Raw genomic sequence first — 14,356 nt, 5'->3', positions numbered from 1 at the left:
ATAGCTAATATTATTTTAACTATAACTTCATGCGTTTTAAGCGCAATGCGTTAGTGACAACACTCACTGAACTTAAAGCCATTGCAGCGCCGGCAACCCATGGTGCTAGTAATCCAATTGCAGCGATAGGAATACCAGCTATATTATAAGCGAGTGCCCAAAATAAATTTTGACGAATGTTACGTATTGTAGATTTACTAGCAAAAATTGCTTTGGGTAATAATAATAAATCGCCACCTAGAATAGTTACATCAGCTGCTTCAATTGCTACTTCAGCACCTGTACCTATTGCAATACCAATATCAGCTTGAACGAGTGCAGGTGCATCATTTACACCATCACCAACCATAGCGACAGTTTCACCAGTGTTCTGTAATTCATTAATCTTTGAAGCTTTTTCTTCTGGTAATACTTGGGCAATAACAGTATCAATATTTACTTGTTTTGCGATGGCTTGTGCAGTACGTTCGTTATCTCCAGTCAACATTGCGACGTTTATACCTAAGTTATGAAGTTGTTGAATTGCTTTATTAGCTGAATCTTTAACAGTGTCAGCAACAGCGATGATCCCTCTTAATTCATCATCTATAGCAATAAGCATTGCAGTTTTACCTGCTTCTTCATATTTAGTCATTTGTGACTCCATTTTATCAATAGATATAGATTGCTCAAGCATAAATTTACGGGTACCAACATACAGTGATTTACCGTCAAATGTAGCTGATATACCGTGACCAGGTATAGCTTCAAAGTAATCGACATCTAATAATGTGATCTGGTTAGTATGTGCATATTGAACAATTGCTTCTGCAAGTGGGTGTTCAGATCCTTTTTCTGCACTAGCTAACAATTGCAATGTTTCGGTATCACCTTCGAAATCAGTGACGATTGGTTTACCATTTGTGATAGTACCAGTCTTGTCTAGGACAATGGTATCAATGTTGTGTGTGCGTTCGATATGTTCGCCACCTTTAAATAAAATACCATTTTCAGCAGCTTTTCCTGTTCCTACCATGATTGAAGTAGGCGTTGCTAAGCCTAGTGCACAAGGACAGGCAATGACAAGTACTGCAATAGAAGCTACAAGTGCGGGTTCAAATTCACCGTATTGAATCAGTGTAATCCATACAATGAAAGTAATTAGTGATATACCAACTACGATAGGAACGAAATAACTAGAAATAATATCTGCTAAACGTTGGATTGGGGCTTTTGAACCTTGGGCGTCTTCTACGACTTTAATGATAGAAGCAAGTGCAGTATCTTTACCAACTTTAGTAGCTTCAATAGAAATTGAACCATTCTTGTTCATTGTTGAACCAATGACTGTATCATTTGTTGATTTTTCAATAGGGATAGATTCCCCCGTTAACATAGACTCGTCAATTGAAGTATTACCTTTGATGACTTTCCCATCTACAGGGACTTTCTCACCAGGTTTAATGATTAGAATGTCACCTTTGACGACTTCATTCAAAGGAATCATTTGTTCTTCATTACTTCGCAATACACGTGCTTCTTTCGCTTGAAGGTTGAGTAATTCACTTAAAGCATTAGTTGTTTGTGTCTTAGCACGTGTTTCTAAATATTTCCCGAATAGAATCAGAGTAATTAATACAGCACTTGTTTCAAAATATAAATGCGGTGCATAATTTTGGAAGGTAAGCCATTTTATCATCTCATAAATACTATAGAAATATGCAGCACTTGTTCCTAAAGCGACAAGTACATCCATATTTGCAGAACCATTGCGTAAGTTTTTATAAGCACCAACATAGAATTGCCAACCAATTATAAATTGTACTGGTGTAGCAAGTGTGATTTGAAACCAAGGGTTCATGAAAATATGTGGTATGGGCAGACCGAAAAGGTGCACAAGCATTGTTAATAATAAAGGCGCAGTTAATATAGCTGAAATAATAAGTTTAATACGTTTATGGCTTAATTCCTGTTTTTTACGAGAATCTTTTTCTGTTGCTTCACGTTTCGGTTGTGCATCATAACCAATTTTTTGAACTTTTTGAATTAAATCTTCTACAGATACTTCATTAGGATTATAGAATACCACAGCATTTTCAGTTGTTAAGTTGACATTAGCTGAAGTAACCCCATCCGTTCGATTGAGCACCTTTTCTATTCTATTTGAACATGCTGCACATGTCATACCTATCACATCTAGTTCGGTTTTTTCCATATGCACGCCGTATCCTGTTTTTTCAATGTTTTTAGTGATATCTGATGTGCTTAAAGTATGCGGATTATATTCAATAGTCGCTTTTTCAGTTGTAACATTAACATTTGCGTTAACATCACTCATTTTGTTTAAATTCTTTTCGACGCGATTCGCACAAGCAGCGCATGTCATTCCTGTAATATCTAAGGTTGTTTTTTTTCTATCTTCCATATATATACCTCCTTTATATTAAATTGCATTAATTTTATGGTTATGTGTTATCTTAATGCTTAATATACCCCCTAAGGGTATAAAAGTCAATTGACATGTTTAAAAAAAGAGATTAAGCTACGCAAATTTTTTAAAAATTTTGCATAGCTTAATCTCAGTCGTTATTTTAAAGTAGATGTTGTTGATTTACTTTGCTTAGTTCAGAAACAATCTTTCTACTGTCTTTGTTTAAATGTTGTACATAAATGGTATTATTCTTTTTGTTATAATTTTCAATTAAAGTATCAATCGCATTGACTGCGGAATCGTCCCATAAATGTGCATTGCTAAAATCTAAATAGATGATTTGATTTCTTAATTCCAAGTCTAATTGGTTCATCAAAGCATCTATAGAGACAAAGAAAATTTGTCCTTTGATTTGATAATGGATAGCTCCATCTATTTCTTTATATTGGACCACAACGTTAGAAATCTTTGTAGCAAAGCATAGCGCGCTAACGATGACACCGACGATAACGCCTAAAGCAAGGTTATTAGAAATTAATACGATAGCAACGGTTAAAATCATTACAAAAGCATCCGTACGTGGGGCCTTCTTTATAAATTTAAATGAGCGCCAATCAAATGTTCCAACAGAAACCATAATCATGATGCCTGCAAGAATTGGCATAGGTATTTGTACAACCCACTCTCCAAAAACCATAATTAAAATAATTAAAAATATGCCTGCTGTAAACGTAGATAAACGTGTAGTTGCACCAGAACGGACGTTTATTACAGACTGACCAATCATCGCGCAACCACCCATGGCGCCGAAGAAACCGGTGATCATATTGGCTATACCTTGACCACGTGATTCTTGGTTCTTATTACTATAAGTATCTGTTGCTTGATCTACGATACGAGCTGTAAGTAAACTTTCTACAAGTCCTACAATTGCCATAGATAATGCATAGGGGAAAATAATTTGTAATGTTTCAAAATTGAATGGCACATCAGGTACAAAGAAGTGTGGTAATGAACGTTTAATTTCACCTAAATCACCAACTGTCTTAACATTAGCACCACTGACGATTGCAATTGTCGTCAATAACACAATAGCAACAAGAGGTGCAGGTATTCTATTGAATACACGTGGTAATAAATAAACAATAAGTAGGGTAAAGATAACGAAAAGATATGTAGGGATAGAAATACCAAAGATATGCTTAAGCTGTGTCATAAATATTAGAATTGCTAAGGCATTTACAAAACCAATCATGACAGAGTTTGGAATGAATTTCATTAATCGTCCTACTTTTAATATACCAAATATAATTTGGATAATTCCCATTAATATGGTGGCGGCAAGTAAATATTGAACACCATGATCTTTCACTAACGGTACGATGACGAGCGCGACAGAACCTGTCGCTGCAGAAATCATAGCGGGCCTACCACCGACAAATGAAATGACTACGGCAATAATAAATGAAGAATATAAACCTACCATAGGGTCTACGCCAGCAATAATTGAGAAAGAAAGGGCCTCAGGAATCAATGCGAGTGCGACTACAATACCAGCTAATATATTGGTACCTGGCGCAGTGAACCATTCTTTTTTTATTTTATTTAACATATCTAATACTCCTTTTTTAATTTGAACTAGGCTATTATATCATATGAAAAAAGTAGTGATTGAAATAATACAATAAATATTTTGATGATAAAATATCCTAAAATGAACTTTTATGAATGATGCATGTGACAACTTTGTCATTTGAATCTTTGTTTTTGTTAGTTGTAACGAACGAATCTAACCCAAAATTAAGCTATGATAAATACATATAAAAACAAACGAAGGAGTGAAAATATGTCTATATTAAAAGTTGAAGGACTAACTAAAAAGTATGGCAATAGACACCGACAACAAGAAGTGCTAAAAGGTATTGATTTTTCTATTGAACAAGGCGAATTTGTTACGATTATGGGGCCTTCAGGATCAGGCAAGACGACATTATTGAATGTGTTAAGTTCAATTGATTATATTACTAGTGGTACAGTGGAAATTAATGGGCACAAGATAAATAAAATGAGTAATAAAGCTTTAGCAGATTTTCGAAAAAAGGAAGTAGGCTTTATTTTTCAAAATTATAGCGTGCTTCATACACTGACGGTAAAAGAAAATATTATGCTACCATTGTCGATACAAAAGATGTCTAAAAAAGTGAAAGAAGAAAACTATAATGAAGTAACAGAAGCACTAGGAATTAAAGATCTAGGTGATAAATATCCAAATGAAATTTCAGGTGGTCAACAACAACGTACAGCTGCTGCCCGCGCATCTGTACATAAACCAGCAATTATTTTTGCTGACGAACCTACAGGTGCTTTAGACTCTAAGAGTGCACAAGATTTATTAAATAGGCTTGAAGATATGAATAAAAATATGAATGCAACGATTGTTATGGTGACACATGATCCTGTAGCAGCAAGTTATTCCAATCGGGTTATCATGTTGAAAGATGGCAATATCCATTCAGAAATATACCAAGGCGATGATTCTAATCAAGTATTTTATAAAAATATCATTCATATGCAAACAGCCTTAGGTGGTGTAACGAATGAACTTTAATCAAATTGTATTAAAGAATTTCACTAAAAATATACGACATTATGCGATGTTCATTTTTTCGTTAATTGTCAGTATTGTATTATTTTTTAGTTTCGTTACATTAAAATATACAAATAGTATTAACAACGAAAATTCAATGAAAGTTATCCAAAAAGGTTCAGAAATAGGAGCTAATTTTCTGTTCTTTATTATTGTGGTTTTTCTATTGTATGCGAGTCATTTATTTATAAAACGTCGTACACGTGAATTTGCGTTGTACCAATTGATTGGACTAACTAGAAAAAATATCATACGAATGTTATTTATAGAACAGTTCATCATGTTCTTTATTACAGGAATTATTGGTATGGTGATAGGCGTATTTGGGTCGAAAATCCTTTTGATGATTGTGCTCAAAGTGCTAGATATAAATACAAGTGTATCGCTGTCATTTCAGTTTCCAGCAATCTTACAAACATTCATTTTGTTAATGGTTTCATTTATACTCATACTCATACAAGGATATTTGTTTTTACGAAAACGTAGTATCTTAGATATGATAAATGATAATTCGAAAAGTGAAGCGACCAAACCTAAAATTACAATTATAGAAGTGATTTTAGGTGTTTTAGGCATTATTATGATTGGCTTTGGTTATTATATGTCGACAGAAATGTTTGGTGAATTCGCTCGTATTGTTATGTTTGTCCCGTTTATTATCTTAGCTTTAACAGTTATAGGCGCATATTTATTTTTTAGAAGTTCGGTGTCGCTGATATTTAAAACATTAAAACGTTCTAAACATGGTAATGTGAGTGTTACTGATGTAGTCTTCACTTCTTCAATCATGCATAAAATGAAAAAGAATGCGCTATCTTTAACAATTATTGCTATCATTTCTGCTGTTACAGTTACAGTCTTGTGTTTTGGAGCTGTTAGTCGATCGATGATTGATGATACTGTTAATCAATCATCACCACAAGATTTTAATTTTATAAAAGCAAAACAAGCTGAACAATTTGAAGATAAATTAGAACAAGCGCATATTCGTTACACGCCTGTATATAAAGAATTATCAGAAGTTAAAGTTTTGAAAGATGATTTCTTTAAAAAATCAATGAATTATAATGCTACAGATAGAATATTTATTACTAGCAATAAATATTTTAATGATAAAGATATTGTTGGGAACCATGCGAAAATGGTGAATTTCGCTACTTCGTCTAGTTTACTCAAATATAATTTAAATAAAGATATAGAAATTAAAGGTGAAACAAAAGAATCGTTTAAAGTTATAGATGTGAATAAAGAAGTCGACTTTAAAAACGAAGTGAGTTACAGCGCACCTGTGTTATTAGTTAGTGCTGATAAATATGATCAACTTAAAAAATATAGTACAGAAATACACAAACAATATGGATACAATTTAATGAACTCGGCAGATTGGTCCAAAGTAAATAAACTAGCAAAATCAGTCGATCCCAATATTCAGTCCCAAAAAGTAGTGCGTCAAGATTTTAATGATAGCATGGGTATCTTATTATTTGTAACTTCATTTTTAGGTTTAGCTTTCTTAGTTGCAGCTGGGTGTATTATTTATATTAAACAGATGGACGAAACAGAAGATGAGATGCCTAATTTCCGAATTCTACGTAAAATAGGGTATACACATCAGGATATGTTGAAAGGATTAGCTTTGAAGATTTTGTTTAATTTTGGTTTACCACTTATTATCTCACTATTACATGCTTATTTTGCAGCGAAAGCCTTTATGGTATTGATGGGTGCTACAAATATGCTTCCAGTTTATATTGTCATGGTGATTTATTCAGTGATTTACTTTATATTTGCAATTATGTCATTCATACATTCGAGTCGTATTGTAAAACATTCTATTTAAAATGAGCTAAAAGTTCAGAGTGAAAATTTTATATTTCGTATAGTGTCCAATCAGATTTCGAAATCTGATTGGACACTTATTATATACAGTGATATTTCGTAATAGCGTCATGTAATCATTATAAATTGATTACAATTTAAGAAAAATGTTACATGTTTGCTTTAGGAGAAAAGTGGTATCTTGCAATACAAAGACGTAAAATGGAGGTAATTATATGAATCTAACTGAATTTCATAAACAAATCCAAGGTTACACGCAAGATCAACAGCCAGGTATCGAAAAAGATATGAATCCACAACCACTGTCTGAAATGGAAAATTATAAAAGTGGTGGTAAATTAAAAGGGAAAGTAGCTTTAATAACAGGTGGCGATTCAGGAATTGGGCGAGCCGTAGCTATACTTTATGCGAAAGAAGGCGCTAATGTCGCGATTGGTTATTACAATGAGCACGATGATGCACAGACAGTTGTGACTCGTTTGAAGGAAATTGGGGTACAAGCAAAGGCATATGCGCATGATTTAAAAGATGTAACGTCATCTCAAGATTTGATTAACCACGTCATCGATGATTTTGGCGGACTGAATATATTGGTTAACAATGGTGGTGTACAATTTCCAAGAGATCATTTTGAAGAGGTAACACCAGAGCAAGTAAAAGAAACATTTGAAACCAATATTTTTGGTATGATGTTCTTGTCACAAGCTGCCATGCCTCATTTGAAAGAAGGAGATGCAATTGTTAACACAACAAGTGTCACAGCATATAGAGGATCTGCGCATTTGATAGATTATTCCGCAACTAAAGGTGCGATTGTTGCTTTTACACGTTCTTTAGCATCATCTTTGGTTGAAAAAGGTGTACGTGTGAATGCTGTGGCACCTGGCCCGATATATACCCCTTTAATTCCAGCTACATTTTCAGCAGATAAAGTTGAAAATCAAGGCAGCGATACACCAATGCAACGTCGAGGACAACCAGCAGAATTAGCACCTTCGTATGTATTTTTAGCTTCGTATGCTGATAGTTCTTATATTACCGGACAGGTTATTCATGTAAATGGCGGAGATTATATTACTTCTTAATACAAAAAATAAAGCAGTATAATACACTTAATTTGTGTGTATTATACTGCTTTTCTTATGGAATCAAGTAATTAGAATATACGAAGTAAGTCATATTAGTTAATAATTAAAAGAAATCTGAAGGTTTAAGATTATCAAAATTCATATTTTTAAGTGAATCAAAATTTAGGTTTTCTACATTTTGTAGTATTTCACCACTTTTGATTTGATTATAATACGTTGTCGCTTCCGTCGCTACATCATGTTCTTGGAAAGTTTTGACAACACCTAGAATAAGTACTATAGCAATAGCGCCTTTAAAGAGTGTCTTCATATTAAATGGCTCCTTTTGTAAGTTTATACTATAATATTAAACTATTTTGTACGATATGACATGCGTCCATAGTATAGAAGCCTCATCATACCTTAGTAGTATAAGGCGATATTTTAGTATACAACTTTAATAATATTATATACCAAAGGCTATAGGCAACCAGAAATATGCAAAGAGAGAGATGATTATAATTGCGAATATATTTAAGATAAACCCAGCTCTTACCATGTCTTTCATTTCTAATTCGTCTGAACTGAACACAGCAGCGTTAGGAGGTGTAGAAATAGGTAACATAAATGCACAAGTTGATGATAATGCGACAATCCCCATAATAATAAACGGATCTCTACTAATCGCAGCTGCAAAACCAATACTGATTGGCATTAACATATTGGATACAGCAGTATTCGACATGACTTCTGTTAAGAATAAAATTGCCGTCGTTAAAACGATTACGATTAAAATCATAGGTAATGGTTTCACAACACCTAACATGCCACCAAACCATTTTGTAAGACCAGAATCTTCAAATGCGGCTGCTAATGATAGACCGCCACCAAACAACAGAAGAATTCCCCATGGCAATTTACTCATATCATCCCAAATGAGTAATCCACCTTTTTTAGATTTAGCAGGTATAAGAAATAATAATACAGCGCCGAGTATAGCAATGACTGTATCAGATAAATGTAAAGCTTCTGGTAATAAATTACCACCAATCCATAAAAGACTGACGAACAGAAAGACCATACCAGTTAGCTTTTCTTCGTTGCTCATTGGCCCCAAATCATGTAAAGCTTTTTTGGCAAAGTCAGAAGATATTTTATCAGCATCTTCAATTTTAAATAACCACTTTGTCATCATAAAATAGAGAACAACTAATAGAATAATTGTCACTGGTAACGCAAATATCATCCATTGTAAAAATGAAACTTTTCGATCTAAGCTAGAAGCGGCAATAGCTGCGAAAACAGCGTTTGGTACAGAACCAATCAGTGTAGCTAATCCACCAATTGATGCTGAGTAGGCGACGGTTAATAGTAATGCTTTACCAAATTTATGTGCGGATTCAGGTTTTAAAAATTGTGCTTCTTTGATTTCTTGAATTAAAGCTAATGCAATTGGTAGCATCATAAGCGCAGTTGCTGCATTGGAAATCCACATAGAAATAAACGATGTTGCAATCATTGTACCTAGAATAATGCGGTTACTGTTAGAACCCATCATGGAAATAATTGTCATAGCGATACGTTTATGTAAGGACCATTTTTCAATTGCTAAAGCTATGATAAATCCTCCCATATACATAAAGACGATAGGATCTGCATAGGCACTTGATGCAACTTTTTCATCCGTCCCTCCAGTTAATGGTAATAAAACAAGTGGTATAAGTGAGGTGGCAGGAATTGGAATAGCTTCTGTAATCCACCATGTGGCAACAAACACTGTAACAGCAAGTACTGCTCTTGGCGCATCATCAAGACCTGTAATACCAGGTATAAAATAAATGATGATAAAAAACAAAGGTCCAAGAATCAAACCAATCTTTTTCTTCATATGTAAATCCCCCTGTGTTTATAAGTTTATTATTTTAAGAATAGCAATTTCACAACACGAAGACAATTTATTTTCTGAAAATTATAAAAATTAAAGCCGGATACTGTTAAAATTAAGTTATTATAGTTGGAAATTTTAAATAGAGGAGAGATTTATATGGTTATAGGTGCATTTATAGCTAAAGATGATACATGGATGTTATGGGCAATAATTATCGTATGGGCAACGATGAGTTTGTTTTTAGAACAACGTTATCAATGGGCAAGTACAATTTCTGGAGCAATCATAGCGCTTGTAGGTGCGATGTTATTATCGAACTTTAAAGTTATTCCTACAAGCTCTCCAGTGTATGATACAGTGTGGGATTATATTGTACCATTATCTATTCCGTTATTATTGTTTAGTTCTAATATAATGAAGATTTGGAGGGAGAGTAGGCGGTTATTAATTATTTTCTTAATCGCTTCTATAGGAACAATGATTGGCACGACCGTTGCTTTTTTAACGCTACATCAGTGGATACCTTTTCTTTCGAAGATAGGAGCTATGATGACGGGAAGTTACATAGGAGGCGGTGTGAATTTTGCTGCATTAAGCTCTAAATTTGAAACGCCGAGTGATATGATTTCTTCTGCTGTCGTTGCTGATAATAGTGTAATGGCACTGTATTTTATGTTATTAATTGCCATGCCTTCATTACCTTGGATTAAAAATTATTTTTTAACAGATTATAAGAAAGATGTTTCACGAGAGTCTCGGCAGTCTTATTGGCAGCCTAAAAAAATACAATTACTAGATATTGCATTTTCAGTAGCGAGTGCAATTGCACTCGTGGCAATTAGTTTTAAGGCTGCTGAATTGATTCAACAATGGGTCCCTAAAAGTAATTTAATATTAACGTTGATTGTTTCTTTTTTTGGAGATTCATACTTGCTGCTCACCACACTGACTTTAATTGTTGTAGCGATATGGGGTGACTTTTTTGAAAAATTAGCGGGTGCAACAGAAATTGGGACGTTTCTTATTTATATATTTTTTGTAGTTATAGGAACACCAGCGTCATTTGTGACAATTATTACGACTGCGCCGTTATTATTTATTTTTGTCATTATTATACTTATATTTAATTTGGGATTGAGTCTTGTAGTGGGAAAATTATTTAATTTTAAAATTGAAGAAATACTATTAGCAAGTAATGCAACGGCAGGTGGTCCTACGACTGCAGCAGCTTTGGCGATTGGCAAAGGATGGTCAGGTTTAGTAGGTCCTATACTAATTATTGGTACATTAGGATATGTTATTGGGAATTATGCTGGCACATTTATGTATCAAATACTAACCTATATAGTATAGGATGAACTTTGCTAATTTATTTAATCGTATGAGAGTAATATATGAAATGTCATGCTATAGTACATAATTTTATAGGAGGGATTATTATGAATGAAAAAGAAAAAATGTTAGCTGGAGAGTGGTATGATGCTAACTTCGATGAAGTTTTAGCAAGCGAAAGAATAAGAGCAAAGGATTTGTGTTTAGAACTGAATCAAACCAAATTAAGTAATAAAAATAGGAGGCTGGCGATTCAAAAAGAATTGTTTCGCTATGAACCAAAGCACTTAGAATTATTGAGCCCATTTCAAGTTGATTATGGTTATAACATTGACATAGGAGAGCGTGTGTTTATTAACCATGATTGTTATTTTATGGATGGTGCTAAAATTACAATTGGAGACCACGTGTTTTTCGGACCGAATTGTGGTCTTTATACTGCGAACCATCCGCTTCCTTATAAAGAAAGAGATAAAGGATTAGAACAGGCGTTACCCATTCATATAGGAAATCATGTTTGGTTAGGTGCGAATGTAATTATTTTACCTGGAGTGACCATTGGTGATGGTTCTGTTATAAGTGCAGGTAGTGTCGTTACTAAAGATATTCCAGAAAATACTTTAGCTATGGGGATACCAGCACAAGTAGTAAAAAATATTAATAATGAATGAAATTGAGCATTAAGAAAAGCATTCTCGTTGTCTTTGATATACGTGGATGCTTTTTTGTTGTTTTAAACAGCACATTCATTACTAATGGTATAATATGATACTTGTTTTATGAATAAATTGTGTAATATTGAAATTATAATTAAAATAATTTAGGAAAATATTCCGCGGAGCTTAAATTGAAAATAATAAAATTGTTCGGAATATAATTAAGAAATATGATAAAATAAAAAAATGTGAGCAGTTAGATAGGGGTAATAAGTTATAAGTAGTATGACTAGTGTGATTATTTCTAATGTAAGGGTAGATATTGAATATTTGACTTATAGTAAAAAATTACATAATCCTTATGTGAATCATAATGACTTTAAGAATAGGAAAGAGGAATATCGAAAATGGATATATTGATAGGAACGTTGTTTTTAGTTGTTGTATTAGCTTTATTTACCCTTTTTACATATAGAGCACCTCAAGGTATGCGTGCAATGGGCGCTTTAGCAAATGCAGCTATTGCAACTTTTTTAGTAGAAGCATTTCATAAATATGTAGGTGGAGATTTATTAGGTATTAAATTCTTAGGTGATTTAGGAGATGCTGCTGGAAGTCTTGGCGGGGTTGCTGCTGCAGGATTAGTGGCACTTGCGATAGGTGTTTCTCCTGTTTATGCATTAGCTATTGCCGCTTCATGTGGTGGTTTAGATTTAATTCCTGGTTTCGTAGCAGGTTATGCTATTGGTTTTTTAATGAAATATGCTGAGCGTAAAGTACCAGATGGTATTGACTTAATTGTAGGAATTATTATTATTGCACCTTTAGCAAGATTAGTTGCAACAGGTGTTACGCCTATAGTTAATAATTCATTGTTGAAGATAGGTGATATAATTCAAAGTTCAACAGAAGTAAGTCCAATTATTATGGGGCTTATACTTGGTGGAGTGATTACAGTTGTCGGGACAGCACCTTTAAGTTCTATGGCATTAACTGCCTTATTAGGTCTTACAGGCATGCCAATGGCTATAGCGGCAATGGTTTCATTTTCTTCCTCATTTATTAATGGCACAATGTTTAATAAATTGAAACTAGGCGATCGTAAATCTAGAATTGCAGTGTGTATTGAACCGTTATCACAAGCAGATGTTGTATCTGCTAATCCAGTGCCGATTTACACAGCAAATTTTATTGGTGGAGCTTTAGCAGGAGCAGTTATTGCATCATCAGGTATGGTCAATGATGCTACTGGAACGGCGACACCATTAGCAGGATTTTTAGTTATGTTTGGCTTTAACAATCCATTAGAGATATTTATTTATGGTGCTATCGTAGGTATCATAGGACTCATTGTAGGTTATATTTGTTCGAAATTATTTAAAAATTATCCAATCGTATCTAAAGAAGATATAGAAGCACGATAATAAAAAAGACTTTGGCAGTTTTATATATGCCAAAGTCTTTTTTTATTAATTACTCAACTGACTTTCATGTATATCGGTTATAAACATATGACCTGGCGCATGGGTTATCATGAGTTCAGGTTTCGCATCTAAAGCTACGGATTGTGGGGTAACGCCGCATCCCCAAAAAACGGGAACCTCATTGTCTTTAATTGTCACAGGTTCTCCAAAATCAGGTTGTGTGATATTGTTTATACCAATTTCTTCAGGATTTCCAATGTGTAAGGGCGCTCCGTGAACATTATTAAAATGTGTGGTGATTTCAGTTGCTTTAATTGCTTGTTGCATTGTCATCGGACGCATACTCACAGTGATATTACCTTTGAATTGACCGCTTGTATTTGCGGGTATATTTGTCATATACATAGGGACATTGTGTTTTTCTTCTAGGTGACGTATTGGAATGCCCGCTGCTAATAATGCATGTTCAAAAGTAAAACTACAGCCAATTAAAAAGCTAACCATATCTTTGGTGAATAAATGTGAAATATTGGACGTAGTTTCAATGAGTTCTCCGTTACGATATATACGATAAGCGGCTACCTCAGTACATATATTTGCTTCTTTGCCATATATAGGAAAAGATGTTTCGCCTGTTTCTGAAACATCTAAAAGTGGGCAAGTCTTTGGATTTTTAAAACAAAACTTTAAAAAGTCATAAGCATACTTAGAGGGTAATATCACAATATTTGCTTGTATAAAACCTTTAGCCATGCCACTAGTATGGTCAGTAAGTTGTCCATCACTTATCATTTTTCTAAGTGTATGTGGTTGTTGATCTTGCAAGTTCATATCATCATCCCCTTGAGTTTAATTCTTAAATCTATTTTAGCAAAAAAAGAACTTTTATAAGGGAATAAGCATTTGGATAAAGAAAAAAACGTGATAAAATTAGATGTTCGCTCTATACATCATTCCATATGGGCATAATATATATTAGCTTTTATGTCAGATTGGTATATTAACGTTACATAGGCTTATGTACTCCTATCATTTGCGTTGATCTCATGTTGGAGGGGTATAGTATAAATAAATTGAGTAGTATACGCACAGG

Annotated in this window: 11 protein-coding genes; 6 read left to right on the top strand and 5 right to left on the bottom strand. The window is 33.8% G+C overall.

What is annotated here, in order from left to right; translation table 11 throughout:
- Window positions 1–19: 19 nt before the first annotated feature.
- Complete coding sequence (locus BK821_RS01890) at window positions 20–2,404, bottom strand: heavy metal translocating P-type ATPase (RefSeq protein ID WP_046836403.1); 2,385 nt, start codon at window positions 2,402–2,404, stop codon at window positions 20–22.
- Window positions 2,405–2,570: 166 nt separating this feature from the next.
- Window positions 2,571–4,022 carry a SulP family inorganic anion transporter gene (locus BK821_RS01885; protein ID WP_046836402.1) on the bottom strand — a complete coding sequence of 484 codons (1,452 nt, stop codon included), beginning with the start codon at window positions 4,020–4,022 and terminating at the stop codon, window positions 2,571–2,573.
- Window positions 4,023–4,256: 234 nt separating this feature from the next.
- On the opposite strand from BK821_RS01885, the gene BK821_RS01880 reads away from it, so the two are divergent.
- From BK821_RS01880 to BK821_RS01870, 3 genes are all read left to right on the top strand, one after another.
- Complete coding sequence (locus BK821_RS01880; protein ID WP_046836401.1) at window positions 4,257–5,018, top strand: ABC transporter ATP-binding protein; 762 nt, start codon at window positions 4,257–4,259, stop codon at window positions 5,016–5,018.
- Window positions 5,008–6,897, top strand: coding sequence for an ABC transporter permease (locus BK821_RS01875; protein ID WP_046836400.1), 1,890 nt, complete (start codon window positions 5,008–5,010; stop codon window positions 6,895–6,897). Before BK821_RS01880 ends, BK821_RS01875 begins: the two co-directional genes overlap by 11 nt.
- A 214-nt stretch (window positions 6,898–7,111) precedes the next feature.
- Window positions 7,112–7,981, top strand: coding sequence for an SDR family oxidoreductase (locus BK821_RS01870; protein ID WP_046836399.1), 870 nt, complete (start codon window positions 7,112–7,114; stop codon window positions 7,979–7,981).
- Window positions 7,982–8,087: 106 nt separating this feature from the next.
- Here the strand turns inward: BK821_RS01870 and BK821_RS01865 are convergent, their stop codons facing one another.
- Window positions 8,088–8,294, bottom strand: a complete 207-nt coding sequence (locus BK821_RS01865; protein ID WP_046836398.1) for a hypothetical protein — start codon at window positions 8,292–8,294, stop codon at window positions 8,088–8,090.
- A 135-nt stretch (window positions 8,295–8,429) separates the two neighbouring features.
- The gene (locus tag BK821_RS01860) at window positions 8,430–9,851 is read right to left on the bottom strand and encodes an SLC13 family permease (protein WP_046836397.1); all 1,422 of its coding nucleotides are present in this window, start codon (window positions 9,849–9,851) and stop codon (window positions 8,430–8,432) included.
- 156 nt (window positions 9,852–10,007) lie between these two features.
- Between BK821_RS01860 and BK821_RS01855 the strand changes: the two genes are divergently transcribed.
- From BK821_RS01855 to BK821_RS01845, 3 genes are all read left to right on the top strand, one after another.
- Window positions 10,008–11,204: a DUF819 family protein gene (locus tag BK821_RS01855; RefSeq protein WP_071331059.1), complete on the top strand. Its 1,197-nt coding sequence runs from the start codon at window positions 10,008–10,010 to the stop codon at window positions 11,202–11,204.
- Window positions 11,205–11,290: 86 nt separating this feature from the next.
- Complete coding sequence (locus tag BK821_RS01850) at window positions 11,291–11,854, top strand: sugar O-acetyltransferase (RefSeq protein WP_071331058.1); 564 nt, start codon at window positions 11,291–11,293, stop codon at window positions 11,852–11,854.
- A gap of 392 nt (window positions 11,855–12,246) precedes the next feature.
- Entirely contained in the window at window positions 12,247–13,263 is a 1,017-nt protein-coding gene (locus tag BK821_RS01845) for a PTS sugar transporter subunit IIC (protein WP_071331057.1), read from the top strand.
- 45 nt (window positions 13,264–13,308) lie between these two features.
- Here the strand turns inward: BK821_RS01845 and BK821_RS01840 are convergent, their stop codons facing one another.
- Entirely contained in the window at window positions 13,309–14,094 is a 786-nt protein-coding gene (locus BK821_RS01840) for a putative hydro-lyase (RefSeq protein WP_071331056.1), read from the bottom strand.
- Between the last annotated feature and the right edge of the window lie 262 nt (window positions 14,095–14,356).

This window comes from Staphylococcus sp. LCT-H4 (assembly GCF_001866145.1).
Classification (GTDB): Bacteria; Bacillota; Bacilli; order Staphylococcales; family Staphylococcaceae; genus Staphylococcus; species Staphylococcus succinus.
Note: the sequence above shows the minus strand (reverse complement) of the source record. Positions and strands in the feature narration are given on the sequence as shown.